Source organism: Pantoea sp. A4 (genome assembly GCF_000295955.2).
Lineage (GTDB): Bacteria > Pseudomonadota > Gammaproteobacteria > Enterobacterales > Enterobacteriaceae > Pantoea > Pantoea multigeneris.
The window spans coordinates 151,059-177,583 of record NZ_ALXE01000017.1 but is presented as its reverse complement, the minus strand read 5'-3'; the positions used below and the strand labels follow the sequence as shown (position 1 = coordinate 177,583).

Sequence of the window (26,525 nt, the reverse complement as noted above, 5' to 3'; positions counted from 1 at the left end):
CGGAATTAATTGGCCTTCAGGTTGGTTTTAACCCACTGCTCGGCGACCTTAGCCGGGTCCTGATGCTCGACGTCGACCGCCTTATTGAGCTCAATGAGATCGGCGGTGGTCAGACGCGCTGACACTTGATTAAGCACCTGCTCGGCTTTCGCTGATACCGTGCCTTTATGCACCAGCGGCACCACGTTCTGTGCGGGTTGCTCGTGTTTATCATCTTCCAGCACCACCCACTTCTCTTTCGACAGATCGCCCTGGGTCGAGACCACCGTCGCTACGTCAATTTTTCCCGAGTTAAGCGCCAGTCGGCTGAGCGGCCCACCCATATCCAGCGACCTGAAAGCCTTAAACTTGATGCCGTAGACCCGCTCCAGCCCCGGCAGTCCGAGCGCTCGGGTTGCCACTTCCGGTGGGCCACCGACCACCAGTTGCGGTGCCACTTTCGCCAGGTCAGACAGCGTTTTCAGCTGATACTTTTTCGCCGTCTCCGCGCTCACTGCCCAGGCGGTAATCGAACTCGCCTCCGCCGCGTTCAGTAAGGCAAAGTCCGCTGGCAAGGTGGCGGTCAGTTCGTGGGTGACTTCCTGTTGGGTAGTCACCTTGGTATCTGGGTGATAATGGTTTAACAGCGCCCCGAGGTATTCCGGTACCACGTCCAGCTCGCCGGCTTTCAGCGCCGGAAGGATGATTTCGCGGTTACCGAGGTTAAGCCGGGTTTTAACCTCAATCCCCTGCTGCTGCAGCGCCGAGGCATAGATATTGGCCAGCACGGTCTGCTCAGAGAAGTTGGCCCCGCCGACGGTGACGGTCTCAGCGAGGGCAGACAACGACATCGCGCTCAACCCCATTGCCACCAGCGTTGCCTGGGTTAATTTACGTTTTGCAAACCACCATTGTTTCATCATCATCATGCTCTCTTATTCAAAGTGCGTAGTGACTACGCGGGGAGTTAACGGGCGGCGAGCGGCGTAAAGGCAAACCAGCGCCGGGCAATCAACGACATCAGTAACTCACAGCCAACCGCCAGCAGCGAAACCACCAGCGATCCGGCAATGACCTGCGGGAAATCACGCTGGCCGAGGCCATCAATCAAAAAGCGACCAAGGCCATCGAGTCCGGCATAGGCGGCCACCACCGCAGTGGCGATCAGCTGTAACAACGAGGTGCGGATACCGGCAAAGATCAGCGGCATCGCGAGCGGAATACGTACCTTTAGCAATGCCTGAAGCGGGGTCATGCCCATCGCTTTTGCGGCGTCGTGCAGGGTTCTGTCAGCCTGGCTGATGCCGACGTAGGTGTTAGTCAGCATCGGTGGAATAGCCAGCGCGACCAGGGCAATAAACACCGGGACATCGTTGAAGCCAAACAGCATGATGCACAGTAAAATAATGCCCAGCGACGGGAAGGCCTGACCGATATTGAACAGGTTGATCGCCAGAAATGCACCGCGCTGCAGGTAGCCGAGCAGGATGCCCAGCGGCTGGGCGATAAGCGCAGCAATCCCCAGGCTGACCAGCACGTAGTAGAGATGTTGCACCAGCCGATGCCAGATGCCGAGGTCGCCGCTCCAGTGTGTGCCCTGTAGGAACCAGTACCAGGTATCAATAATTATCGTCATTAGCGCGTCCACCGGGTTAAACGATAGCCGATGCGGGTAATCAGCAGGTCAAGCATCAGCGACAGCAGCAAGCTCAGTGCCAGGCTGGTCAGGATGGGCGTCAGGAAGTCCTGGTTAAAGCCGACGATCATCAGCTGCCCCAGCCCGCCCTGGCCAATCAGCGCGGTGACAATCACCAGCCCGACCAGCGTCACTGAGGCAATCCGCAGCCCGGCAAACAGCGACGGCAGGATCAGGAAGATTTCAATGTCAGTAAATCGCCCAAAGCGGGTGTACCCAAGTGCGCGCGCCGATTCGAGAATATCCGGTGGCAGATTTTGCATTCCCGCCAGCACGTTGCGCATCAGGATCAGGAGTGAATAGAGCGTCAGCCCGATCACTGCGGTGGTGATGCTCAACCCGGTCCACGGCAGCAGCAGAATAAACATCGCCAGCGAAGGGATAGTAAACAGCACGCTGCTCACCGAAATCAGCGGCCCAGCGAAAGACGGCCAGTGGGTGCAGACCAGCAGCATCAGCGCCGTTAACAATGTGCCGAGCGTGAGCGACAGCAGCACCATTTGCAAATGTTCAAGAAACAGCTGACCAATCATGGCGGCGTTGTCGGCGATCCAGTGCCACTCAATCATGTCGGCCACCCTGTAGGTTTTGCAGCGCGGCACTCAACAGTCCGCTGTCGACCGAGCCCGCGTAGCGGCCATCTTCGCTAACCCTTATCAGCACCCCCTGTGGCGCGTTGAGCAGATCGTTGTAGGCGTGCAGCAGCGACTGTTCGTCGCGCACCAGCCGCGGCGACGCCGTGTCAACACTGCCCTGCCAGCGTAGCGGGCGGCGATCGCTATCAACCAGAAGCGGATGTTGCACGGTCAACAGGGGAAAGTCGGTGGAGAGCCGTTGTCCGTCAGCAGCAATCAGCGCGACGTCATGGCGAGGCAGATCAGCGACGCGCAGCCTACCCAGACGCTTGAGCGCCGGCTCCGGCCCGATAAAGTTCTGCACGAAGTCACTGGCCGGGTGCGACAGGATCTGGTCCGGGGTGTCAAACTGCGCGAGAATGCCGCCTTCCTGGAAGATGGCGATGCGGTCACCGAGGCGAATGGCTTCGTTAATGTCGTGGGTGACCAGGATAATCGTTTTGTGCAGGCGGGCCTGCAGCGCCAGCAGCTCTTCCTGTAGCTTTACCCGCACCACCGGATCGATAGCCGCGAAAGGTTCGTCCATCAGCAGGATCGGTGGATCGGCGGCCAGCGCGCGAGCAATCGAGACGCGGCTCTGCTGGCCACCGGAGAGCTGATGGGGATAACGTTTCAACAGCACCGGATCCAGCGACATCAGCGCTACCAGCTCGTCAATGCGGCGGCTGATGGCGTGCTTATCCCATTTCAGCAGTCGCGGTACGGTAGCAATATTTTCCGCCACCGTGCGATGGGGAAACAGCGCCGGACTTTGCATCACAAAGCCGATTTTACGGCGCACCTGAATAATATCTGCCGTCGAGAGCGCTTCGCCCTGAATGTAGACTTCGCCCTCGTCAGGAATATCAAGGCGATTAATCATCCGCAGGGTGGTGGTTTTTCCGCAGCCGCTTGGGCCGACAAAGGTGCAGATTTCCCCCTGATTAATGTTTATATTCAATGATTTGATAGCGTGTCGGGCATTGCCGGGATAGGTCTTGGTGATATTTTCCAGTCGAATCATAATGCCTCAGCATTTCTTCGGTATTGCGCGGTCACATGCTTTTCGGCAGGCTCACACTGTCTTGTTTAGAATTTCCCTGCCAGCACTATGGCATGGCCGATCTTCATCACAAATTCAACATCCGGAAATCGAAATAATAAATATAGCTTATATTCGCTGAGGTAAAGGCTCTGTTGTATCAATTGGGTTTCTGTAAAATGTAGCTGGCAGGTACGGTGATTACGGCGCTGAATTGACAGCGAAGCAGGTCATGTTCACCTGCCCGCCAACGGTGAAGCTATCAAAGTAGGTGAACAGCCTGAAAGCCGTCACGAGTCGGCGGCTACGTAACGCGCTTCTGGATTTGCGGGCGGCGCGTACAGTAAGCCCGTGTTTGTAGTTTCTCCCTGGTATCAAGAGCAGCTAATGCTGCTCTGATATAATAGTTTACTTGAGGGTTTTTAGTGCATGAATTATGCTGAGGCAGTTTACTGCGTACTACTTTCTTAACACGGAGAAATAATAAAAAAACAACACGACTAGTGTAGGTACATAATACTGGAGTAAATTATGTAAACTCGGCTTGCTATCATTGAAGAAAAAATTATATGTTCCTATCAATGAATTACAAATGCATAGAACAAGTACTATCGTATACAAAACTGTTGTGGTTCTAATGGACATTATCCTTCTCCATATCATGATTCATAGGGTGAATCTGCTTTCATTCATCTAGAGAGTCATCTAATACTCACAACAACCCAGCCCCATGATCTACATAAAATCATGAAACTCAGAATGAATAAAAAATTAACTCCATTTGCACTTTAAGACTATCATTTGAATAATCATAGCAGATTCACCCAAGGAAATTCACTTCAAACTGATTTTACAGGATTATCTTCATCTCATTAAGAACCAGAGGATGAGTCGGAACTAGAATCATCGCTAAAATAGTTTTCGTAAATTCCAATACCCAACCCGATTGCCGCGCCAAAAGCTGCGCCATAAGCACCTCCAGTAACGGCTCCTGTTTCTGCCCCCGTGATAGCTACACCCATGGCACTGCCGAATGCAGTGCCGACCGCAGCAGTATTAGCTCCGGTGCTCACAGTATCACCAATTGCTCCAGATCCAGAAACATATTCTATTTCATAAATGGTTAATGCACGCATGATGTATCCTCTTAATGTTTTATGGTTTTTATACAACGACTGGAATTTTTAACTTTATTTACCCACCTCCTTAACAATATGATAATGCATGTTATAGATGAATTATTCTATCAACAGCTTTCAAGGTCTTCTCGCGATGAGCAACAATGACACGTGTGATGTACATACTTTTTATTGCTCCATTGACAGAGCGTTCACTGTCCATATCCAGTGAGCTTGTTGCTTCATCCATAAATAAAATTGCTGGTCGCCTGTACAATGCTCGGGCAATAAAAACACGCTGTTTCTGTCCACCTGAAAGACCTTCGCCTAGTTCGCCAATCAACGTTTCATAGCCCATCGGCATCTTGATAATAACGTTATGAATATAACTGGCCTGTGCGCACTCAATCATCCATGCTTCATCGACATTGTCTGTAAAACCGCAGATATTCTCGCGTATCGATCCTGAAAAAAGCCTGTCATCCTGCATTACGCAGGCGATCATTTGTTGATAATTGTTTAAACCCAATTTCCGGATATCAATACCGTTAACCATCACCTTGCCTGAAGTAGGCTCAAATAACCCGGATAAGACTTTTATCAGAGTGCTTTTACCTGAGCCTGAAGCCCCGACGATAGCCACGCTCTCCCCCGGTGATACGGAGATATTAATGTTGCGTAGTACGGGTTCCGACTGGCTGTCATAGCTGTAATCTATAGACAGCGCTTCCAGGGCAGCAGGCTTCCTCACGCCCGGAACAACAAGGCTGGTCTTTTGTTCTTCACGCTCGTGCAGCGCAATATCCGCTATACGCTCGTTATGCAGGCTCATCATACGTAGCTGCAACACAAAGTTTGTCAGTGAAGCCACGCGGTCGGAAAATTGTCCACGAAACGATCCAAAAGCGACAAACATACCGATGGTTAGATGGTTGTCGATGATAAGACTGGTGCCCAGCCATAGAATGGCGATTTGATCGCAGGTGGCGACAAACGTATTGATGCCACCAAATAACAGATCCATTTTGTTGAGCTTAATGCTGGTGTTGATAGCATCTATTTTGAGATTGAGCCAGTGTGCTCCTCTGCGCTCGGCCATACCCTGAATCTTGACTGTGGCAATCCCATACAAAGTTTCCATGAAGTAGGAACTGGCTCGAGCTTCCCTCACCAGGCTCTGTTCTGACAACTGGCGATAATAACGATAGGTGAACAGGCGCATCAGCACGTAGATTGCAGTGAAGCCAAGCACCACCCAGGTGAGATTACCCCCGTACAGCACCAGCATCACCACCAGCCCTACCACCATGATGCCATCCATCATCGCCCCAACCACACTGGTCGTGAAGGTGGTTCGCAGTGCATCCAGTGAACTAAAACGCGACTGAATATCGCCCAGTTTGCGCCGGTCAAAATAGGTCAGTGGCAGCCTGAGGAGGTGATTAAATAATCCTGACTGCCACTGTACATTGATCAACGCGCCCATCACTAATGATGTCCAGGCACGTAATGTCCCCGTTGCCGCTCGCAGAAAAATAAAAAACATCAGTCCGGCACAGATTAATGTCAGCAATCCCCGATCCGCTGCCGGTATTGCATGGTCCATGACGAGCTGTGTCCCAATTGGCATCACCAGGTTAATGGCTTCAATGACCACTGACAGGAAGAAAATTTTTGCCAGGGTCGTGTTGATGCCATAGATGCTATTGATCAGCGTATGGAGTTTGATCCTGCTTTGCGTCGTCTCCACAATAAATTCACTGCCGGGCCAGGCCTCCAGAGCCACGCCGGTGAAATGGGCGGAAAATTCTTCCATACCCACCACACGTCTCCCCCGGGCAGGATCATGCAAAATAAATTTATTGTTTTTAACACCCACCAGTACCACAAAATGGTTAAATCCCCAGTGCAAAATACTGGGGGCTTTTAAGGCGCTGACCTCTTCAAGCTCCAGAGAAAGTGCACGGGTAGCCATTCCCAACTGTTCTGCAACCGAAGTAAGGCCGGATAGTGAACTGCCCCTCGCGGATAGATTAAACTGCTGTCGTAGTGCGATCAGGTCAATATTCTTTCCGTAATGGCCACACACCATTGCCAGACAAGCCAGACCACATTCTGAGGATTCGGTCTGATGTACCACCGGCGTTTGTTTACGCCAGCGCATGTCTAATTGATTAATAAGATTACGGAAGCGGTTCTCACGCATCGACAGCCCCCGTTGCACTGTGTTTCATATCGTAGAAAGGAGAAAGCATCCATTGGTAGATCCTTCTCTTTTCCAGAAACAGGGTACTTTCAGCCTTCATGCCATTTTCGAGCGGCATGGATTTTCCATCGTATGAAATCGACTGTTTTTCCGGTGTCACCACGACTTTGTACCAGGGGCCCGGTGAATCCGGTGTGATTTTTGGGGCACCAGGATAGGTCATCATCTCTTGTGTTGATGCAGGTGCACGGCTAATCGCCGTAATTTTTGCGGAAAATTGACCGAATTTTGCCGCAGGAAAGGCGGCATAGCTTAGATTGACTTTGTCACCGAGCATCAAATAGGGAACAACATCATTGGGCACCCACAACACCAGATAATAGTGTTGAATATTCTTTGGAATCAGCTGTAACAGGCTATCGCCCGCACTCACCATCTGCCCGACGGTCACACTCATCGAGTCCACCCGGCCATCCGAGAGCGCTCTGACTATATTGGTTCCGCCGACGTCAGCATCAAGCAGCTCTTTTTGAAGATCATAACGTTGCAGTTCGGTTTGATAGATACGATTATCGAAGTCAGCGGCTTGAGTCTGAATCTGACTTTCAGTGGTCGTCATCTGCAATGCGTTTTGATCATTCTGGCCAGTCAGCCCCAACAGGCTGTTCTGTTGCTGATAGTAAATTTCTGTCTGGTAAGCCAGCTGATCTTTTGTGATGAGACCTTTGGTCTGGTAGTTACGGTAACTCTCCATGTTAGCTTTCATAATATTGATGCCTGTCTGCGCATTTTTAACAATCTCTGATGAGCGACTGTAAGCTTCACTGTATTGTTGGCGCTGTTTTTCCAGCGTTGCCAGCGTGACTTTTTTACTTTCTTTTAATCTCGCAATGATATCGTCTATGCGCACAATCTCACTTTCAATAGCACTGCGCTTATTAACGCTGACGACACCATCCTGTGTGCTCTTACTGACATCAATCTGATAAAGCGGCTCGCCCTTTTTGATTTGCTGCTGGTCGTGAACATACTGCTTCACAACAACGCCCTGGACATCAGAATAGATATGAACGGCACGCGGCCATGTAGTGACTTCGCCGTCGACACTGACCCTACGGGTGTAGCTTCCAAGTGTAATGAATGTCAGGAAAGCCGTAATAAAGAGCAGACATCCTGCCATGACAAGCCACAGGGGGATGCCAGGAAGCAGAAGTGCCCGGCCGCGCCAGTGCCTGTTTTTGTGTTTGATCGCATCCTTACGAAACAAAGCTTTTATTCCTTTATAAAAGTTATTTTGATGAAATTCAGATGAATTTACACACGATTTACTTAAACATTCAGTCAGGAGAACACTTTTATTGATTGATTTCTTCTGCTAATCCAACGCACCTGACCTTCTCCCCAGGGGCGTATTCTTTTTAACTTTTTGATGACTTCCAGGGAATAGCCGGGGGCGCAACAGAAATCAAGCAGCCAGATCCTTCCTCCCTCATTCCACTCAGAGGGGTGCAGGTTGAATTTTTCATCATTGAGCATCCTTAATTCAGTGTCTGCTTCCAGATATGCCCAGGTGATGTAACCCAATGGCTGATTGTGACCATCAAAAAAGAATTTGATCTGGTGATGATTGATGGCGTATTCAGTCCAGCGCTGAATGCTTAATACAGGATATAAACTGTAATTGCGATGTTTCAGCATACAGCTTACGGCAAACCCAATCTTTTCGTGAGTTGACCACTCGTCCTTGCCATCACATAACTCGTGAATATATTCCATTAGAAACCCTTTGTCGCAATAGTCCCTAAGGCATCACGGGCAAATGCCTTTTTATCTGCCACCATGTTTGAAAGCGCCTTATACAAGGCGGGTTCATCATGCACATAGCACGCTAACAGTTGGTTAATCTCACTGAACATCTGAAGCTTGTGCAAGTTGGGACGCGGTTGCAGTCGCAGTAGTCCCAGATGTGCTAACTCACTGTCACTCTTCTTGATAAACGGGCGAACAGCGAGTAAGCAGCGCTGAAGCTGCTGAAAGCAGCGATTATTTTGCAGTTTTTTATCTTGTATCTCCCCATATAACTGGAGTACGACCCGCTCCAGCATTGTCGGGCTTTGTTCTTCAGATGTTCTGTCACAAAAATGATGGCGTTGGTTTGCCAGAAGTTGAAGAAAACGCGTGACCAAATCTTTGAAAGCCTCTGGTACAGTATTCAGTGATACCGTCTCATCAAAATCAATCCCCAGAAGTGACAGATAGCCGTGCAGGCAGGCCAGCTCGAAAGTCTGCACGAACATTTTCTGAATTTGTTGTGATGCATGGAGGCTAAAGTCCACCCCATATAGATATTTGCCAAGATATACCGTGAGGTCAGTGAGTCCTTTGCGCAGTATCGCAGGCTCTTTCATCATCTCTTTCAGCCGAAGCTGATAACCAAAATCATAAACATTATCTGTGGGAAAAAGGCACCCAAGACCATTAAAGTCTAGCAGGCGACCATCAATAGCCACATTTGAGGGCGAAGTGGTGATTTTCAGAAACCGTGTGCGGCAATAGGCCAACTGCCAGGCCAGGCGGCGTGCCAACTCACAGAGTCCTTCGATACACTGCACTTCAGGAGAATTCTTCGCCTCTGGGCTGTAGCCGCATTCAGGTTGTGGTAAGCAGAGGGGCAAATGGCTGATGACAGCACGAACCCGACGGGCATCATGCATCAGTTGTCCTGAGAATTCTTCTTTAGGCCTAAAATAGGGCGCGCGCTCGAAGTGGGCTGGACGAATGGCCGGGCTACGGACGAGTAAGGCTCGGCGGTCGGAAACTGTAGTCTCTTCGGGTACATCATGAATATAGCGATCGGTAAGAAGAATAGCCTGTACTTTGACTGCGCCAAACGGCAACACCTCGTCGAGGATTTCGCCCCAAATAGCTTCGTAAATGGCTTCGGTCACGCCAAGCGTGCCATTGGCATGCTGCCAACTGGTGCCTTTGCCGACTAAAGGATTTGCGCCGATACCTTTAACCTGATATTCACCGAATATGCCACAACGGGCCCCACCGCCATTGCGTTGCAGTCCTCTTCCACCATATCTCTCCGCAAGAAAAACTCTACTCGCTGCTGGACTCCCTGGCTGGATCATGTAACTACATGCATCCTGCATAGCAGCAATACTTTCTGTTTCAGGCCCAGACCATAACAAACTTGTATTTACTTTGTGGGCAAGAAAAGGAATGAGGTTAGCAGCGAGTTTTTCCTGAAGAATTTTGGTGCTTAACATAAACCGCTCCGTGGTTAATATTGAAGATCCCTGTCATTTTCCAACAGCACTCATAAGTTTACAGGTGATATCCAGTTTCACCCTTCATGATGCTGGTCAACTTGTTCATCCCAAAAATGAAACACCCAAATGGCAACTCACTTTTCGACATATTTAAGCTCAGTTACGCTGATAATGTCTCAATAATAAGGAATGAACATTTTTTTGTAAATAGTGTAATGATAACGCTTATCATTTTCCAAACAACGTAACAAAATGTCATCACTGAGTCAATGGGATTTATTTTATTCCATTTTGAAACAAAAAATAACAACTTAAAATGAAATGCAAAGGTAATACCCTTGTTTTGAATTATCATTTGTATTAATTGATTTTTTGCATGCTAAATATCGGACTGTTATTTTTCTTGATTAGATAGTCTGAAGTCACTATGGTGGCGGGGATAAAAATGACGCCTTATATGCTCTTGAAAAGGAAAAGCTGGATTTTTTCTTATTGAATAGAACATGCATGGCCAATTAAAAATACCCCAGGCCTCGTTACTTTAGTTTTAACAGGAGAAAGGATTTCTCATGCGCGTGCTGTTTATCGGACCCCCTCTTTTTGGATTACTCTTTCCAGTTATTTCATTTGCACAAGCTTTTCGCATTTCAGGTCATGAAGTCATTGTTGCTAGCGCAGGTCGATTTGCACGTCAGGTTGCAGAGGCTGGTCTAATGGCCTTTGATGCAGCCCCTGAACTTGATTCAGAAGCAGAATATCGTTCACGTGCAGAAAAGCGTAAACAACAAGAAATTACAGGAAATTTTTCATTCTTCAGTGATGAAATGGCTGACCTGCTGGTTGAGTTTACCGCTGCCTGGCAGCCTGATTTGATTATCTATCCTCCCCTCGCTCCCATAGGGCCGATGCTTGCGGCTAAATTTAGTATTCCTGCAGTCATGCTAACTGTGGGATTTGCGCATACCCCTCGTCACACTCGTGGCATGAACCGCACGATGCAAGGTGCCTATGCCAGACATGCCATTAAAGCGCCTGCTCGTGATTTTGCGTGGATCGACGTCACACCCCCGAGCATGACCCTTTTGCAAAACAGTGGTGAGCCTGTCATCCCGATGCAGTATGTACCCTACAATGGCGGAGCAGTCAGTGAGGCATGGTGGCAAAAAGATCCTTCTCGTAAACGTATCCTTGTCAGTCTTGGAACGGTTAAACCGATGGTTGATGGTCTGGACTTAATTGCGTGGGTGATGGATTCTGCCAGTGAGATTGATGCTGAGATTGTTTTGCATATTTCAAACAACGCGCGTGCTGAATTACGTTCCCTACCTGAGAATGTGCGTTTGGTTGACTGGATCTCCATGGGGATGTTTTTAAGCGGAGCCGATGGTTTTATTCACCACGGCGGGGCAGGAAATACGCTGACCGCATTGCATGCGGGAATACCTCAAATTATTTTTGGCGTCGGAGCCGATCGTCCGGTCAATGCCAGGGCTGTAGTTGATCGCGGATGTGGAATTATGCCTGGTCCGAATGGACTATCAACAGAGTTGATTCGGCTATTTTTGCAAAACCCCCTGCTAAAAAAATCTGCGGCAGAAGTGGCTGAGGAAATGTCCAGGCAACCCACTCCCGCTCAGGTAGTACAACATTTGAGCGATAAACTCAATGTAGGCAGATTTTAATCATCTGTATAGATCATGGTGGGAATGATTTATTCATCGATACACTATCCGCTCAGGGTGTGAATATCATTCCGAAATTCTGTTTAAAGATAGAGCAGGATCTCCAGTCAGAACCAGGAAGCTGAGATGATCAAAAAAAGCCGATGTCATCAAGACATCGGCTTGGACATTTTATCTATTCAATTATTCAGGCAGCGCGTAAGCGATAATATCATCGCCGCGTTCCGCCGAATGAGGCGAGCCTCCGGCAAAAATCACCACATACTGCTTACCGGTTTTCTCAGAGCGGTAAGTGATTGGGCCACTTTGGCTGCCTACGGGTAAGCGAGATTTCCACACTTCAGCCCCTGTGTGGCTGTTAAAGGCACGCAGATAGAAATCCTGAGTCCCCGCAAAGAACAGTAAGCCTGAGCGCGTCGCCAGGGATGGGCCAAGTGTTGGCATACCCAGCGGCATTTGCAGTCCAACCGGAATGCCCAGAGGTCCGGTATCCTGCACGGTCCCCACAGGGATCTGCCAGACCAGTTTCTGCGTTTTCAGGTCGATAGCTGACATCGTTCCAAAAGGCGGCGCCTGGCATGGAACACCCAGCGGAGACATCAGACGCTCGCGCAACGAACCATACGGCAGTCCTTTTTGCACAATCCACCCCATGCCTTCACTGGTGCCCTGGCCTGGTGGGATGTCTTTGGCGGCGACCATCTTGTAATACAAACCAAGACGTAAGTCATTAACAAACATCAGGTTAGTGGTTGGGTCAACGGAAACACCACCCCAGTTAATCCCGCCCAGTGAGCCAGGATACTGAAGCGCCATATCCAGACCCGGTGGCGTGAAGATGCCTTCGTAACGGCTCGATTTAAAGCGAATGCGGCACATTAGCTGATCGAACGGCGTTGCGCCCCACATATCCGACTCTTTCAGCGTTTCATTGCCAATGCCCGGCATTGATGAGTAAGGCTGAGTTGGAGAATAGCGCTCTCCCGGCAGGTTACCCTGCGGCACCGGACGCTCTTCAATCGGCGCAACGGGTTTACCATTACGGCGATCGAGCAGATAAATCATGCCGGTTTTCGAGGTCTCTGCCAGCGCCGGGGTGACCGAACCATCATCATTTTTGATGTCATACAGCAGCGGTGTGCCAGTGGCATCAAAGTCCCAAATATCATGATGCACCGTCTGGAAGTTCCAGACCGGACGGCCTGTTGATACGTTTACCGCGACAATCGAGGAACTGTACTTTTCATCGCCTTCACGGCGCTCGCCACCAAAGAAGTCAGGCGTTGCGTTACCGGTTGGCAGATATACCATGCCAAGATCAGCATCGTAAGACATGCCCACCCAGACGTTTGGTGTACCGCGCGTGTAGCCTTCTGGCGACAGCGGTTCACGCGTTACGGCTGGATTACCCGGATCCCACGCCCATACCAGTTTACCGGTTACTGCGTCATAAGCGCGCACAACACCGGGTGGTTCATTGGTTTCGAAGTTATCGATGACACGGCCACCGACAATCACAACATTCCCGGCCACCAGCGGCGCTGAAGATTGCTGATAATAACCAGGCTTCACTTCACCCATGCCGACTTTTAGATCGACAATGCCGTTGTCACCAAAATTGGCTGCCGGTTTACCCGTGTGAGCATCAATCGCCACCAGACGACCGTCACCGGTTGGGAAGAACAGACGTTGCGGGCTAACGGTGGTATCCAGCGACTTGCCGGGTTCTACAACGTTTTTCGCGCTGGTTGCATCGAAATAGCCAATCCCACGGCAGCGCTGGTAAGTCGAATTACCGCGTCCTGCGGTATAGCGCCACTTTTCCTTACCGCTATCAATGTCGTAAGAAATCAGTGAGGTATATGCCGTACAAACAAACAGGCTATCGCCTACCTGCAATGGCGTATTCTGATCTTCAGCATCGCCTTTATCTGGCACCACTGCTTCACCCGTATGGGCAGTCCAGGCAACTTTCAGATCCTTCACGTTGTCTGGCGTGATGTCACTCAAGGTAGAAAAACGTGAGCCTTTAGTGTCACCCGCCCAGGCCTGCCAGTCTTTTGGTCCAGAGTTGGGGGCAACGTCATGCGCCTCATCTGCTTTAGACTGAAGATCGGCGTTACGGATGATGCCATTCGGCTGGAAGGAACTGATAAAGAAAGAAACCACCGCCACGGCGAGCACGACGCCAGCAGTCACTGAAAAAAGGCGCGCACCGCGCTCTTTCGTTAACAGCGGTACGGTAAATGCAATCAATACAGCGCCAGCCGCAGGTGCAAAAAGGCGGGAAAATAGCGGCCAGAATTGCAGGCCCACATCCCACAGAGACCAAATAACGGTGAATACAAACGCGATGCCATACAATACTGCACCTGATAAACGTTTTCGGGTGAGTAATACGCCGCTGATTAATAAAAGCAGCCCGGCAACAACGAAGTACCAACTACCACCCAGCCAGGCCAGCCAGGCACCCCCACCAACGAAATAAACGCCGGCAAGGGCGGTAACAATACCAACCAGCTTAACCCAGAACTGAGCAGCCTTCCCCGGATTAGTTACATCCATAGATTATTTCCCATCAGATTTAAAAATATAATGCACACATTGCATCCGACCGAAATCCCGGCCAGTTAATTAAAAGAAACAGATGCTTTTATTTAAGAAACACTTACCCTGCCTTCCTGATGAATCAGGAAAGAATGACCTTTTAATTGAGCTAACGATATTTCAAAAAATTACATCTTCATTTACCCGTGACTCAGTTGAACGCAATGCTTGCCAAAAAACCATCTTTGAATGCAATGATGTATACAAGATGACGGGGAAGCATAGTGCGCAGTTGTTAACAAAGTCAACAAGTTGAATTTACATAAATTTAAATTATGCAAAAAACGATGAATCAGTGTGATCGGCATCACATTTAACTGATTCATCTCACGGGCATTAACGTGAAGGGACCAGGCTAACGAACGTAGTCTGCTCCTGTGATATCAATGGTTGAGCCGGTAGCATGGCGGCAGCGTCCACTGGCAAGAAAACTGACCATGGCGGCAACATCTGAGGGAGGGGTCACTTCGCGCAGTGGCAGACTGGCAGTCACTGTCGCTTCCCCTACGCTGGCAATATGTTCTTCAGCCATTGCAGTGCGCACCCAGCCAGGTGCCAGCGCATAGGCCAGCACGTTTCTGTCACCATATCCCCGTGCAATACCCTTCGTCAGCGCTAATAAACCGCCTTTCGCCGCACCATAAGCCAGATGCTCAGGACCGTCACCGCGATGTGATGATCGGCTGGCCATATTGATGATAATGCCGCCGCCGCGCTCCGTGTAATGTTCGATAGCGAAGCGACATAAATCGGCCGGCGCTTGTAAATTCACCTGCAAATTGGCCTGCCAGCCTTGTAGCCACGCCTCATCATGATTCAGTGGTGAGGCAACATAAATCCCGGCGTTATTCACCAGCACATCGATGTTACTTGCTGCCTCTAAAGCGTGACGCCACAACGTCGCAGCACCATCAACGCTCGCTAAATCTGCCTGAATCATTTCAAGACGTTCAGGATAGTGTGCCAGCATCTGCTCCGCGCTGGCGTTATCCCGGCCAAAGTGCCCAATGACGTTTGCGCCTTCAGCGTGCAATGCCTTAACAATTTCGCTGCCGATGCCTTTTGTTGCACCCGTAACCAGTACGGTTTTACCTGACAACATACTCATACCCTCTTCTTATTAAGCAACAGTTTGCGCGCCACTTATTTCCAGCAGTGACTCACAGAGATAAGATACCTGTTATTTATTAATCCTGAATTCAGGCGTAGGAATACTCAAGCCGGAATAGTCACACTCCGGCTTATAAGGCTAAAAAGGGATTAATAGTTAAGTGCCATGTCCTTCAAAAGATTACCCTGCATAAATGACAGGAATCGACTCTGGAATAACATGGTGTGTTCATGTGCCATTTTATCGGCATTTTCCGCATCACCCGCTTTAATCGCGGCAATTAAGTCATCGTGATCGCGACCTAATTTTGAAGGCGCATCCTGGCGAGTCATAAAATCAAACTGCAAGTGCTGCATCCGCTGGCCTTCCGAGAGCAACTTGTCGTAATACGTTGCCAGATAGCCATTGCGCGCGGCTTTTGCAATCGCCAGGTGAAACTCTTTATTGCGTTCGGTCATCGTGCTGAAGTCGCCTTTGTAGACCATTTCCATGTAGGCTTCATTCGCGGCTTCAATATGGCGGATATCCTCCTCATTGCGATGAAGGGCTGCCAGTCGCGTGACCGCCCGCTGCACCAGGTCTAACGCCGTGATGTAGTTAGGAAATTCTTCAATCTCAAACGGCGTCACGATGGCGGTGCGATTGGGCAAAATCGTCACCAGACCTTCACTCACCAGGCGAGCCATGGCATCGCGCACCGGCGAGCGCGATAAGCCAAAAGCAGTGGCCAGTGATATCTCGTCTAACGGCTCACCATATTTCAGTTGCAGCGTCAGGATCTGTCGGCGCAGTTCTTCATAAATGTAACGCCCGCCATGACGACGCCCGGTGCCCTCTTCTTTCTCTTCTTTCTCTTTTTTTATGCTCATCATTCACGTCTCTGGCTGAAAGTCATACTGGCATGTTAGCGGTGCAAGCCGTTCAGAACAACGCCGGTCCCCACGCATCACTCAGCGCATGGGGTTTTCGCCTATTTAAGGTACCAACCCCAGGGCTCATCGCTGTCATAACGCGTGATTTGTTTTGTTTCGAGGTAGTTGTTAAGACCCCACTCCCCCAATTCCCGGCCAATACCGCTCTGTTTGTAGCCCCCCCAGGGTGCTTCGGTGAAGGTGGGCTGTGAACAGTTGATCCAGACGATGCCTGCGCGAAGTTTCCGCGCCACGCGCTCGGCGCGCTCAAGATCTTCGGACATCACGGCAGCAGCAAGGCCAAAGCGTGATCGATTCGCAGAGGCAATCGCTTCTGCTTCCTCATCAAAGGCACGAACGCAGACGACCGGACCAAAGATTTCTTCACGCCACAGTTCACTTTCCTCCGTCATTTCGGTGAAGATGGTGGGCTGTAGGTAGTAGCCTTTGTCGTGGCCCTGAGGACGTTTGCCGCCGCTCAACAGCGTTGCGCCCTGTTCAATGCCTTGCGCAATCGCGCTCTGCACTTTTTTATACTGTGCCTCATTGACCAGTGGCCCGAGCAGGACGCCCTCATCCATGCCATTACCGATTTTAATCTTTTCGGCTTCTTCAACCAGGCGCTTCAGCAAAGGCTGATAGAGATTACGCTGAACCAGCACGCGCGACGTGGCTGAGCAGACTTCACCCTTGTTCCAGAAAATGCCAAACAGGATCCACTCCACCGCTTTTTCGATGTCGCTGTCGTCAAAGAGGATAAAAGCTGACTTACCGCCGAGTTCCAGGCTGACATTTTTAATCTCTGTCGCAGCAACCTGCATAATTTTACGGCCCGTGGGCACGCTGCCGGTGAAAGCCAGCTTATCAACGTCAGGATGTTCGGTCAGCGCTGAGCCTGCCTCGTGACCTAAACCGGTTACCACATTCAACACGCCAGCTGGCAACGCCGCCTGATGGGCGATATCTGCCAACTGTAATGCGGTGAGGGGTGTCACTTCGGAAGGTTTCAATACCACAGTGCAGCCAGCCGCCAACGCAGGGGCCACTTTCCATGCCGCCATCAGCATCGGGAAATTCCACGGAATGATGGCCCCGCATACGCCAATCGGCTCCTTGCGGGCCAGGCTGCTAAAGCGATCATCGGTGAGTGCCACCGCTTGCTCGCGTTGATTGTCCAGCTTCTCCGCTAAATCTGCATAAAAATCAAAACAATAAGCGGTATCACCAATGTCCCACAGTGCCTCTGGTAACGGCTTACCATTATCACTCACTTCCAGTTCCGCCAGCATTTGCTGCTTTTCGCGGATCAAACTGGCAATGCGACGTAAATAGCCCGCACGCGCCTTACCGCTCAGCTCCGGCCAGCCGCCGTGATCAAAAGCGTTGCGTGCTGCTTGTACGGCGAGGTCAACATCTTCTCGCGTTGCCGCGGCAATCCGGGCAATTTCTCTTTCGCTGTCAGGATCAATAGTGGCGAAGCTCTCGCCTTTACTCGGGTTAACCCACTGCCCATTGATGAACAGTTGCGTTGTAGCACTCATGTGCGATCTCCTTCCATAAAGCGGTAGGCGCTGAACGGCGTGATGTCCTGCGCAGTTGGTCGCTGCGCCGCAAGGTCGGCGATAAGACGACCCGTTGTCGCACCCAGCGTTAAGCCAAGTTGACCGTGTCCAAAAGCCATTAAGACATTACTCAAGCGCCGCGAACGGTCAATAATCGGTTTCGTGTCCGGCAAGAACGGGCGATGCCCCACCCCAAACTCTTTCGCCGTATCATTAAGCTGAGGCAGCAGTTTACGTGCTTTTTGCAGGATAATTTCCGCGCGCTTGAAATTAGGTTTGGCATCAGCTCCCGCAAACTCAATGGTGCCGCCAATCTGCAAACCGCGCGTCATGGGGGTAAAGCAGAAGCCCCCATCGGCGTAAATGACGGAATGACGAAACTCGACGTCCGGTTGCGGCAGCAGCGCCTGATAGCCTGAGATACCGGTAAGCGGTACACGAACACCGAGCGAGGAAAAGAAACGACGTGAACCGGTACCCGCCGCCACCACAACATGATCGGCAGGCAAGCTGCGACCATCGCGCAGCATCACGCCGTTCGCCAGGCCATTCGCTTCAAGAATGCAATCGGCCCCGGAATCAATACGCGTGCCGCCTTGTTGTACAAAAGCATCAGTTAAGGCGGCAATAAACCCTTGGGTGTCACTTACTGCACACCAGTCAGGAAACAGAACGCCATGAGAAAATTTCCCCGCCAGCGCCGGCTCCAGCGCGGCGATGTCACCCGCACCCAGCGTTTCTGCACGAAAGCCTAACTGTTCACGCAGTTCGAGATGTTCACGTTCAGCAGCCAGTCCGCGAGGCGTATCGAAAACCTCAATCACTGGACGCTGCCCCAGCAGCGTTTTGTCAGGACACAGAGCCAGCAACGAGGCGAAATCGGGGTAGACCTGATGCGTCAGAGAGGCCATCTCATGCGCAATCGCATCGATTCGGCTGTGACGTGCATTGGCCACAAAGCGCAAAAACCACGGCAGTATCGCCGGTATGGCTGCGGGGCGAAGTGCCAACGGCCCGGTCTGATCAAGCATCCAGCCCGGAATACGCTTCAAAATACCCGGCTTAGACAAAGGGATGATCTCACTGACCGCCATCTGGCCGCAGCTCCATTTCGCGGTGCTGTCGCCAGGCGCAGCCGGATCGATCAACCAAACCTGATGCCCTTCCTTTTGCAGGTAAAGGGCGCAACAGACGCCAACAATACCCCCACCAATCACCACTGACTGCTGCTGCTGTTTCACCATTTATTCTTCACTCTAAAAAGCGGCTGGTGAATATCGCAGATTCGCCAGCCCGCGTCGCCAATTGATTTAAACCTGAGACGCTTCGAAGATTTTGCGGAACGAGGCTTTCTCTTCAGTCGTTAACGGCTGTAAAGGCATGCGCGCATTGCCGGGTTTGAACCCTGCCAGTTCACAGCCATATTTTACTTTCTGAATAAATTTCCCCTCTTCCATGCTCGCCATGACCGGGAACAGCGAACGCATGACGTTTTGCGCACCGGTCAGATCGCCGCTGCTGAACTTGCGATAGAATTCGCAAATCTGATCGGGGAAGCAGTTGGCCGGACCGCAGATCCAGCTGCTGGCGCCCCACATAAAGAAGTCAAAGGCGACATCATCAGAGCCACAAGAGAGCTGGTAATTGTCTTTATAGCTGTTACCAATTTCCACTGCACGCAGCACGCTGCCGCTGCTCTCTTTAATGCCGATCACACGGGGATGATCTTTAAATGCATCCAGCACGCTAAACCCGACCTCCACGTTGGTGCGTACCGGATAGTTATACAGCACCAGGTTGATGTCGCTGAATTCATTCAGAATGGCCTGATAATGGCCAATCAACTCGTCCTGAGAAGGCAACGCATAGTAAGGTGGCGCAATCAGTAGATTGTGGTAACCCGCATCGACAGTTTGTTTTACCTGTTCCAGCACTTCACGCGTACAGGAGCCGTTAGCACCGGCAATCAACGTGCCGCGGTCGCCGACGACGGCCTTCACCGTTTTTAACACCTGGCGGCGTTCTTCATTGGTCAGCGCGTAATACTCTCCTGTTGATCCCAGGGGCACAAACCCACTGACGCCCGCCTTCAGCTGGTACTCCAGAATATTGGCCAGCTGATCGTGATCAACCTCGTTAGCAGCATTAAATGGGGTTACCAGCGCGGGTAAAATACCGTTCAATTTCATCATTACTCCTCCTGTGGAGTCAGTTATCAAAGGGCATAACGTCGTAACAAACGCGATTCAACAACACCCACCAGGCGCGTTAAGGGGAATGCCACAACGAAATAGATCACGGCGACAGCGGTAAGAAATTCCACTGGTCGTGCCGTACTGTTGGAAATGTTCTGGCCGACAAACATCAGGTCGGCTACGCCCACCGATGAGATCAGCGCGCTCTCTTTAAACAGGCTGACCACATTGGAAAGCAGCGTGGGGATTGCGCGTAGCAACGCCTGGGGAAAGATGACATACAGAATTTTGGTGGTCGGCGTCAGACTCAGGGCTATGCAGGCATCATGCTGCTCACCCGCAATCGATTTCAGCGACCCCCGAAAGGTCTCGCTGGTGATCGCCGCCATGTACATCACCAGCGACAGGGTGACGCACAGCCATGGCGCAATATCGATGTGAAACACCACCGGTAAGCAGAAAAACACCCAGAACAACTGGATGAGCAGCGGCGTTCCACGAAAGAATTCGACGTACAACGTGATTAGCCAGCGTAATGGGGCCACCGGAGACAAGCGCAGCAAGCTGATAATAAAGCCCGCCATAATGCCCAACACGGCACAACTCAGTGTGAAAGCCAGCGTAAGACCTAATCCCTGTAGCAGCACCTGCCAGTAAGAGAAGACCTGGGTGAAATCAAGTGTCATGATGCAATCCTCAGCGTGCGGTGGCCGCATCCTGGCGGCGTTCAACCCATCCAACCAGTTGTGAAATCGGCAATGAGAGCGCGAAGTAAATCAGCGCGATCAGTGAATAGGTTTCCAGCGGGCGATAGGTTTCAGTCGCGATATTCTTGCCGACATACATCAGGTCAGAGATGGCCACGATGGCGACCAGCGCGGTTTGTTGCAAAATGGCAATGCCGTTGGTCATCAGCACCGGTAGCGCGCTGCGAACCGCCTGAGGTAACACCACATACAGGGTTTGCTGCACCTTATTCAGCCCCAGCGCAATACCCGCATCGTGATGCTCACGCGGCACCGCCTGTACACCAGCGCGATAAGCTTCTGCATTAAATGCCGCCAGGTTTAATCCCAGCGCGAGGAAACCCATGTAAATCGGGTCAAGAAACAGATTGAACATCATCGGCACACAGTAATAAAACCAGATGATTTGCAGTAATACCGGCGTGCAGCGAAAAAACTCAATGAAAAGTTTGGTTGGCCAACGAATGATGGAAATCGAACTCATTGCCATCATACATAATAAAAAACCCAACGTCAGGCCAAGTGAATTTGCCATCAGGGAGAGTTCAAGCGTCACTTTCAACCCATCCCATAGCGCGCCAAAACTGCCGTTGAGAAAATTAAAGTTGAATTGATAATCCATTTATAACTCCCCTTTAATTCAGGTGCAGTACTTTTTCCAGAAACTCACGCGTGCGTGTTTCTCTGGGACAAGTAAAGAGTTTTTCGGGACTGCCCTGTTCAACTATTTTCCCGTTGGCGCAGAAGACGACGCGTGAGGCAATATTTCGCGCGAAATGCATATCATGTGTCACGATAATCATCGCCATTTTCTGATTCGCCAGTTGCATCATGACATTCTGCACTTCAGTCACCATTTCAGGGTCCAGCGCAGAGGTCACTTCATCAAACAGCATCAATTCAGGCTCCAGCATAAGCGCTCGCGCTATCGCGACTCGCTGCTTCTGGCCCCCTGAAAGCTGGCTCGGCCACGCGTTAATCTTGCCCTCCAGACCAAAGCGCGCCAGCAAGGCACGCGCTTTTTCAGTGGCCTCTGCTTTACCCATGTTGTGGACTTTGACCGGTGCCAGAATGAGATTGCTTAAAATAGAAAGATGGGGGAAAAGCGTGTAATGCTGAAACACCATACCAATTTTCTTCTGGATATTTCTGTCGAGAATTTTGGCTTCTTTTTGCTTATCGCCGACAATATAGTCATTTTTTTGAAAGTTAATTTCTCCGCTCTGTATTCCCTCAAGGCCCATTAACACACGCAACAGAGAGCTTTTACCACTACCGCTGGGGCCAATAATAACCAGACGATCATCATTACGCATACTCAGGTCGAAATTATCCATGACCTTAAGTTCGCCATAAGATTTGCAGACCTTGTTTAAATGAATAAAGTCTCCCTTGTGAAATTCATTCATTAATACAGGTTGCTCATGACTGGCGCGAGAGAGAGCCGTAGCCAAATGACTTGAGGCGTTCATGGGTTTTCCTCCACGACGTGCGGTAATGCACAGGGTTTATTTAATGAGTGTATTGACTTACCTTACTTAGCGGCGTTCGCTTCTTGTGAGGCTTTATTTACCCACTGATCAATTTCACCCGTAGCGCGACGTTGCGTCAGGTAAATGTTAAGGACATCCCTGTCAGCTTCAGAGACAGAGCGGGGTAAAGCGAATGAAACCCCCTGTTTTGCGAGAGCAGGTGATGGCAATACTTCTGTCGCCCAGTCGGGGTTAGCGAGAGCAAACAGATGATTAGTATCACTGGCGTCCACCAGCACATCAGCGCGTCTGGCCATCAGCGCCATGCGGCTTTCATCATTTCCAGGCAGCCGCATGATTTTTCCATTTTTAATGGCCGCAGTGATCGCCCTGTCTTGTACGGTACCGGACATGACAGCAAAAGTGATCCCTGCTTTGTCAAAGTCGGCGAGCTTATTGCCTAAGGCGTTTACTTTAGGATTCTGTTTATTAATCAGAAATGAGATTTGATAATCCTGTACAGGGACAGAAAACCCGACTGCCAGGGCGCGCTCTGGCGTCTGGTTCAATCCCATCGCGAGGTCCCACTTGTCACTTTGCAATCCAGCCACCAGCGTATCCCAGCTGGCATCAATAAATTGCACTTTCACTTTCAATACATTCTGACCGAAGTCACGACAGAGTTCTGAAAAATAGCCACTGTATTGCTGATTTTTAGGATCCCTCATGACATAGGGCGCTGCTGTGGCCGCTCCGCAACGCAGCACCCCTTTTTGTTGAATGTTTTGCCAGAAATTATCTGCTGCTGAGGCGGTAAGGGGTGACACCGCCATCGTACAGCCCAATAACAAACAACATGATAACCGCTTAACCGCAGGGGCATTAATGCTAACCATAGTGACCTCATCAAAACGTTGATGTTGCTAACAGGAAATTTTGGATAATGCGATGCTCATTATTGTATGCATGATTGTATTCACAGATAACAAGGAGAATAGAAGCATGAAATTAACAAAGTCAACCAATATGGTTTGCTTATGATCAAACTTTGACGGCGATCGACATGTGCATGTGATCACCGTCAAAAAAGCACGTTGAGAGGAAAGGCATTGAGAAAATATTCTGAAATGGCGCTAAACAAGCCCTTCGGCTGCAATCTTACTCCTGAAACTTAGCCGGGCTGGGAATACAGCAGACATCAGCTTGCTATCATCCCCTGTTCAATGACAGACGAAAAGCCAGCCTCCGGCGTCAGAAACTGGCGTCCGTGATAGGTGAGTTTTTTGATAAGTTAGTTTGAGTTAATGTGGATTTAATTAACTCATCATTGACTGGAAACTCTGAGTACACGCGTTGGAGGGAAAAGTCGTTATGCGTCAGTGTCTGATTAAAAGTGCCTCTGCAAGTACAGAGGCACTTTACTACTGACTTTAGAGCTGAGCGGCTTCCTGCAAGCTCATTGATTTCGTTTCTGGCGCAAGGAGCAGAGAGATCAGAAGCCCAAGCAGCGTGATGACGGCTGCAGCGAGCATCGTCGTGCCAATGCCAAATGACTGCAATGAAACAGGCACAAGCCATGTGCCTACAGCGCTACTCAATGCCGCAAGCGAGGCACCCATACCTACCGCAGAAGCCCTGATTTCAGTCGGGAAAAGTTCATTTGGATAAACAAATTCCAGCACCTGAGCCCCACCGATAAACAGCGCATAAACGCCGAACAGTGACAGAACGATCCACCCTGCTGCATCAGGTAAAAGACCTAACGCCAGTAAAGCGAGACCGGACCATAAGAAGCTATGGATGATTAACGTCCGTCGGCCAATGTAGTTAATTAACCAGGTTGCAGCGATACAGCCAAGTACCAGGATCAGCGTGATACCCATTGAGCCCCAGGCCGCAAGGTTGCCGGTTAAATGCAGCGCCTGGAATAATTTCGGCACAAAAGCATACACGGCAAACACGGGAATGACGGCACAGGCCCAGAACATAACAACAAAGAAAATGCGCTTACCATAGCCTGCACGTAAAGCGTCACTCAGCGTCATCGCTTTACCTGAAGATTTATCTTCAGCGATATTTTTTAGAGAGAAATTTGCACCATAGACCTGCTTGATGATCTTTTCTGCTTCTTGTCTACGCCCTTTACTCAGCAACCAGCGCGGAGATTCAGGTGTACCAAGCCGGAAGAAGAATAATAAACCGGCAATCACGGCAGGGCTGGCCATCACATTCCGCCAGGCATCACCGTTTGCATCGTTCAGTAAAGCATTGCCGACAATATAGGCCAGCGCTGCACCTAAGAACCAGAGAACTGTCAGAAGCGATAAGCGCGACCCGCGGCTTTTTTGCGGAATGAATTCAGTCAGCAGTGAACCGGCAGCGGTATATTCAATACCCACGGCCAGGCCTGAAATCAGTCGCAGTAAGGACAGCGACATGCCACCGTTCACCCAGTACATGGCGATTGAACAGAGGAATATGACCGCAGGTGATGCATAAAAAAGTTTCTGACGCCCCAGTTTGTCGGTCAACCATCCACCGAGAAAACCGCCGCAGAACACACCGAGTAGTGCCATGGCCGCGACCATGCCTTGCCACAATCCACTCAAACCCAGTTTTGCCGACATGGATAATGTTGCTACGCCAATGATACTCAAAATATATCCGACCATTATCCATCCGCCACCTGTACGTGCGGTCAGAAACTGGTGAAAGCGGTTTATTTCAACATCATCAATTAATACAGGCTTTGCCCGATCCATAATTTTACCTTATTTATCTCTTTGAACTTTGCTGCTTATACGCCAGAAAATGGCTTATACCTCAAGACCCGCGCGGAACTGGCCCCATTTCAGCACTGAATTCACCCCAATGGATAAGAAAGGTTCGGGAGGCGTTTTGTTTGGACCCGGTGATGCCAGCAGGAAATCGGTCAAATCACTCTTTTTACCTGCGAGCATATCGGCGAGTAATACACCCGTAGCCGTACCGCGGGTGATACCAAGGCCGTTACAGCAAAGTGCACCGTAGACGTTGGGTGCCAGCTTGCCAAAGAAACCTTCATGGTTTTCTGAAAGGCAGATGGCCCCGCTCCAGGTGTATTCAAAGTTGACGTCAGGCAACATTGGGAAGCGGCGCTGGAAGGATTTGCGATGATTTTCAACAAACTTCTGCAACTCAGCCTGACTTGGTCGGCCGTTACCATGGAAGGTAAAGCTGTTACGTACAAGAATTCTGTTATCAACAGTACGTCTTATGGTGCTGCCAAATGGATGTGCAGGAATTACGCCCCAGACAGGTTTCCCTCCCAGACGTTGTTGCTCTTCCTGGGTCAATTCTCGTGACAGGCTGCCATAGAGGAAGGTCGGTAACAGCTTTCTTTCGAGGAAGCCAAATTCCGATGCAAAACCATTATTCGCAAGAATCAGGTTATCCGCTGTGATTGAGCCATTATCATGAATCAACGTAACTTTATTATCATAATTTATGGCTTTAATCGGTGTGTATTCATATAAGGTCACATTTGCAGGCAGAGTATCCGCTAATCCCTTGACTAAAGCGGAAGGCTGCAGCAATAAAGTGCCAGGAATGAAAAGTGCCTGTTTATAATAAGATGTGCCTAAGTGTTCAGGCAGATCTTTACCCGAGATCATCTGCGTCTCTCGGCCAATTTTTTCTAATCCAGAACGATAGGCTTCCAGGATGTCGATCCCCGGCTGCCCTACCGCTGCTTGATATTTACCCGATTCCGACATCTGGCATTGAATGTCATGTGTCTTAATTAAATCTTTAAGGTAGTTCTGGCCCAGTGTATTCAGCTTTAGAATTAATTTTGCTGTTTTTACATCGCCAATATAATCCTTAGCCCCAATATCATGTGGCACATCGATCGCAAAACCTGCGTTACGTCCCGCAGATCCAAAACCCACTTCCTGAGCTTCAATTAACACAATCTCGTCATCAGGAAAATTCAGTGCCATTTGCCGTGCAGCGGCTAGCCCTGTCAGCCCTGCACCGATGATCGCCCAGCGGCATTTTTTTTGACCAATGTGAGCGGGTTTTGGCGTGCGAGCGCGGCTCGTGTGATACCAACCCGGCAGTGCGTCATCTGCAGGTAATGCCGATATTTTTTTCATGGTGTTATTCCAGTTACATTCCACTTATGGTGTTGGGGATTGAGTTTTTCAGTATTGAAAATGCGCATTACTGCCTAAAAAACAGCGCAAAACTTATTTTTTTTATGCCCTGGCATCTTGCTCAAGACGCCACCTTTGTGACGTTAGTGCTCACTACGGTTTGGAATATC

At 50.1% G+C, this 26,525-nt stretch carries 22 protein-coding genes and 1 pseudogene; 2 read left to right on the top strand and 21 right to left on the bottom strand.

Going from position 1 to position 26,525, the window contains the following annotated elements:
- Positions 1-5 precede the first annotated feature (5 nt).
- From B880_RS0103835 to B880_RS0103820, 4 genes are read right to left on the bottom strand one after another with little or no spacing between them, the layout of a single operon-like run.
- Positions 6-905 (bottom strand): glycine betaine ABC transporter substrate-binding protein, encoded by a 900-nt coding sequence (locus tag B880_RS0103835; protein WP_017346052.1) that lies wholly within the window; start codon positions 903-905, stop codon positions 6-8.
- Between the two features lie 41 nt (positions 906-946).
- Entirely contained in the window at positions 947-1,615 is a 669-nt protein-coding gene (locus B880_RS0103830; protein WP_017346051.1) for an ABC transporter permease, read from the bottom strand.
- Positions 1,615-2,244 (bottom strand): ABC transporter permease, encoded by a 630-nt coding sequence (locus B880_RS0103825; protein ID WP_017346050.1) that lies wholly within the window; start codon positions 2,242-2,244, stop codon positions 1,615-1,617. The genes B880_RS0103830 and B880_RS0103825 overlap by 1 nt, the downstream gene beginning before the upstream one ends.
- Positions 2,237-3,313, bottom strand: coding sequence for an ABC transporter ATP-binding protein (locus tag B880_RS0103820; protein ID WP_017346049.1), 1,077 nt, complete (start codon positions 3,311-3,313; stop codon positions 2,237-2,239). Before B880_RS0103820 ends, B880_RS0103825 begins: the two co-directional genes overlap by 8 nt.
- A gap of 217 nt (positions 3,314-3,530) precedes the next feature.
- Between B880_RS0103820 and B880_RS27020 the strand changes: the two are divergent.
- Positions 3,531-3,685 (top strand): annotated as a pseudogene (locus tag B880_RS27020) (IS200/IS605 family transposase); the annotation flags it as partial.
- A gap of 518 nt (positions 3,686-4,203) precedes the next feature.
- Here B880_RS27020 and B880_RS26580 read toward each other — a convergent pair.
- The 5 genes from B880_RS26580 to B880_RS26855 form a co-directional block, all read right to left on the bottom strand.
- Entirely contained in the window at positions 4,204-4,467 is a 264-nt protein-coding gene (locus B880_RS26580) for a hypothetical protein (protein WP_071524366.1), read from the bottom strand.
- Positions 4,468-4,558: 91 nt separating this feature from the next.
- The gene (locus B880_RS0103810; RefSeq protein ID WP_017346047.1) at positions 4,559-6,655 is read right to left on the bottom strand and encodes a peptidase domain-containing ABC transporter; all 2,097 of its coding nucleotides are present in this window, start codon (positions 6,653-6,655) and stop codon (positions 4,559-4,561) included.
- Positions 6,648-7,922: an HlyD family secretion protein gene (locus B880_RS0103805; RefSeq protein ID WP_017346046.1), complete on the bottom strand. Its 1,275-nt coding sequence runs from the start codon at positions 7,920-7,922 to the stop codon at positions 6,648-6,650. The genes B880_RS0103810 and B880_RS0103805 overlap by 8 nt, the downstream gene beginning before the upstream one ends.
- A 74-nt stretch (positions 7,923-7,996) precedes the next feature.
- Positions 7,997-8,431, bottom strand: a complete 435-nt coding sequence (locus tag B880_RS0103800; protein ID WP_017346045.1) for a toxin-activating lysine-acyltransferase — start codon at positions 8,429-8,431, stop codon at positions 7,997-7,999.
- A complete protein-coding gene (locus tag B880_RS26855) occupies positions 8,431-9,930 on the bottom strand; it encodes a hypothetical protein (protein ID WP_017346044.1) in 1,500 nt (499 codons plus the stop codon). Before B880_RS26855 ends, B880_RS0103800 begins: the two co-directional genes overlap by 1 nt.
- A 572-nt stretch (positions 9,931-10,502) precedes the next feature.
- Here B880_RS26855 and B880_RS0103785 point away from each other — a divergent pair.
- Positions 10,503-11,615 carry a nucleotide disphospho-sugar-binding domain-containing protein gene (locus B880_RS0103785; protein WP_017346042.1) on the top strand — a complete coding sequence of 371 codons (1,113 nt, stop codon included), beginning with the start codon at positions 10,503-10,505 and terminating at the stop codon, positions 11,613-11,615.
- 183 nt (positions 11,616-11,798) lie between these two features.
- Here the strand turns inward: B880_RS0103785 and B880_RS0103780 are convergent, their stop codons facing one another.
- The 12 genes from B880_RS0103780 to B880_RS0103725 all read right to left on the bottom strand — a co-directional run bounded on the left by B880_RS0103780 (position 11,799) and on the right by B880_RS0103725 (position 26,355).
- The gene (locus B880_RS0103780) at positions 11,799-14,180 is read right to left on the bottom strand and encodes a membrane-bound PQQ-dependent dehydrogenase, glucose/quinate/shikimate family (protein WP_017346041.1); all 2,382 of its coding nucleotides are present in this window, start codon (positions 14,178-14,180) and stop codon (positions 11,799-11,801) included.
- A gap of 397 nt (positions 14,181-14,577) precedes the next feature.
- Complete coding sequence (locus tag B880_RS0103775; protein WP_017346040.1) at positions 14,578-15,330, bottom strand: SDR family NAD(P)-dependent oxidoreductase; 753 nt, start codon at positions 15,328-15,330, stop codon at positions 14,578-14,580.
- Between the two features lie 152 nt (positions 15,331-15,482).
- Positions 15,483-16,205: a GntR family transcriptional regulator gene (locus B880_RS0103770; RefSeq protein ID WP_017346039.1), complete on the bottom strand. Its 723-nt coding sequence runs from the start codon at positions 16,203-16,205 to the stop codon at positions 15,483-15,485.
- 98 nt (positions 16,206-16,303) lie between these two features.
- Complete coding sequence (locus B880_RS0103765; protein ID WP_017346038.1) at positions 16,304-17,785, bottom strand: aldehyde dehydrogenase family protein; 1,482 nt, start codon at positions 17,783-17,785, stop codon at positions 16,304-16,306.
- On the bottom strand, positions 17,782-19,050 hold the full coding sequence (locus B880_RS0103760; RefSeq protein WP_017346037.1) for an NAD(P)/FAD-dependent oxidoreductase: 1,269 nt from the start codon (positions 19,048-19,050) through the stop codon (positions 17,782-17,784). Before B880_RS0103760 ends, B880_RS0103765 begins: the two co-directional genes overlap by 4 nt.
- 66 nt (positions 19,051-19,116) lie before the next feature.
- Positions 19,117-19,998 (bottom strand): dihydrodipicolinate synthase family protein, encoded by an 882-nt coding sequence (locus B880_RS0103755; protein ID WP_017346036.1) that lies wholly within the window; start codon positions 19,996-19,998, stop codon positions 19,117-19,119.
- 23 nt (positions 19,999-20,021) lie between these two features.
- Positions 20,022-20,687, bottom strand: coding sequence for an amino acid ABC transporter permease (locus tag B880_RS0103750; RefSeq protein WP_017346035.1), 666 nt, complete (start codon positions 20,685-20,687; stop codon positions 20,022-20,024).
- 10 nt (positions 20,688-20,697) lie between these two features.
- Entirely contained in the window at positions 20,698-21,369 is a 672-nt protein-coding gene (locus tag B880_RS0103745) for an amino acid ABC transporter permease (protein WP_017346034.1), read from the bottom strand.
- A 13-nt stretch (positions 21,370-21,382) separates the two neighbouring features.
- Entirely contained in the window at positions 21,383-22,156 is a 774-nt protein-coding gene (locus B880_RS0103740) for an ATP-binding cassette domain-containing protein (protein WP_017346033.1), read from the bottom strand.
- Positions 22,157-22,281: 125 nt separating this feature from the next.
- A complete protein-coding gene (locus tag B880_RS0103735) occupies positions 22,282-23,052 on the bottom strand; it encodes a substrate-binding periplasmic protein (protein WP_017346032.1) in 771 nt (256 codons plus the stop codon).
- Positions 23,053-23,649: 597 nt separating this feature from the next.
- The gene (locus tag B880_RS0103730; RefSeq protein ID WP_017346031.1) at positions 23,650-24,981 is read right to left on the bottom strand and encodes an MFS transporter; all 1,332 of its coding nucleotides are present in this window, start codon (positions 24,979-24,981) and stop codon (positions 23,650-23,652) included.
- A gap of 54 nt (positions 24,982-25,035) precedes the next feature.
- A complete protein-coding gene (locus tag B880_RS0103725; RefSeq protein ID WP_017346030.1) occupies positions 25,036-26,355 on the bottom strand; it encodes an NAD(P)/FAD-dependent oxidoreductase in 1,320 nt (439 codons plus the stop codon).
- Between the last annotated feature and the right edge of the window lie 170 nt (positions 26,356-26,525).

What these genes read in the sequence shown, in the direction of transcription:
- B880_RS0103835 (WP_017346052.1), bottom strand. Translation starts at nt 905, where the DNA reads ATGATGATGAAACAATGGTGGTTTGCAAAACGTAAATTAACCCAGGCA.
- B880_RS0103830 (WP_017346051.1), bottom strand. Translation starts at nt 1,615, where the DNA reads ATGACGATAATTATTGATACCTGGTACTGGTTCCTACAGGGCACACAC.
- B880_RS0103825 (WP_017346050.1), bottom strand. Translation starts at nt 2,244, where the DNA reads ATGATTGAGTGGCACTGGATCGCCGACAACGCCGCCATGATTGGTCAG.
- B880_RS0103820 (WP_017346049.1), bottom strand. Translation starts at nt 3,313, where the DNA reads ATGATTCGACTGGAAAATATCACCAAGACCTATCCCGGCAATGCCCGA.
- B880_RS26580 (WP_071524366.1), bottom strand. Translation starts at nt 4,467, where the DNA reads ATGCGTGCATTAACCATTTATGAAATAGAATATGTTTCTGGATCTGGA.
- B880_RS0103810 (WP_017346047.1), bottom strand. Translation starts at nt 6,655, where the DNA reads ATGCGTGAGAACCGCTTCCGTAATCTTATTAATCAATTAGACATGCGC.
- B880_RS0103800 (WP_017346045.1), bottom strand. Translation starts at nt 8,431, where the DNA reads ATGGAATATATTCACGAGTTATGTGATGGCAAGGACGAGTGGTCAACT.
- B880_RS26855 (WP_017346044.1), bottom strand. Translation starts at nt 9,930, where the DNA reads ATGTTAAGCACCAAAATTCTTCAGGAAAAACTCGCTGCTAACCTCATT.
- B880_RS0103785 (WP_017346042.1), top strand. Translation starts at nt 10,503, where the DNA reads ATGCGCGTGCTGTTTATCGGACCCCCTCTTTTTGGATTACTCTTTCCA.
- B880_RS0103780 (WP_017346041.1), bottom strand. Translation starts at nt 14,180, where the DNA reads ATGGATGTAACTAATCCGGGGAAGGCTGCTCAGTTCTGGGTTAAGCTG.
- B880_RS0103775 (WP_017346040.1), bottom strand. Translation starts at nt 15,330, where the DNA reads ATGAGTATGTTGTCAGGTAAAACCGTACTGGTTACGGGTGCAACAAAA.
- B880_RS0103770 (WP_017346039.1), bottom strand. Translation starts at nt 16,205, where the DNA reads ATGATGAGCATAAAAAAAGAGAAAGAAGAGAAAGAAGAGGGCACCGGG.
- B880_RS0103765 (WP_017346038.1), bottom strand. Translation starts at nt 17,785, where the DNA reads ATGAGTGCTACAACGCAACTGTTCATCAATGGGCAGTGGGTTAACCCG.
- B880_RS0103760 (WP_017346037.1), bottom strand. Translation starts at nt 19,050, where the DNA reads ATGGTGAAACAGCAGCAGCAGTCAGTGGTGATTGGTGGGGGTATTGTT.
- B880_RS0103755 (WP_017346036.1), bottom strand. Translation starts at nt 19,998, where the DNA reads ATGATGAAATTGAACGGTATTTTACCCGCGCTGGTAACCCCATTTAAT.
- B880_RS0103750 (WP_017346035.1), bottom strand. Translation starts at nt 20,687, where the DNA reads ATGACACTTGATTTCACCCAGGTCTTCTCTTACTGGCAGGTGCTGCTA.
- B880_RS0103745 (WP_017346034.1), bottom strand. Translation starts at nt 21,369, where the DNA reads ATGGATTATCAATTCAACTTTAATTTTCTCAACGGCAGTTTTGGCGCG.
- B880_RS0103740 (WP_017346033.1), bottom strand. Translation starts at nt 22,156, where the DNA reads ATGAATGAATTTCACAAGGGAGACTTTATTCATTTAAACAAGGTCTGC.
- B880_RS0103735 (WP_017346032.1), bottom strand. Translation starts at nt 23,052, where the DNA reads ATGGCGGTGTCACCCCTTACCGCCTCAGCAGCAGATAATTTCTGGCAA.
- B880_RS0103730 (WP_017346031.1), bottom strand. Translation starts at nt 24,981, where the DNA reads ATGGATCGGGCAAAGCCTGTATTAATTGATGATGTTGAAATAAACCGC.
- B880_RS0103725 (WP_017346030.1), bottom strand. Translation starts at nt 26,355, where the DNA reads ATGAAAAAAATATCGGCATTACCTGCAGATGACGCACTGCCGGGTTGG.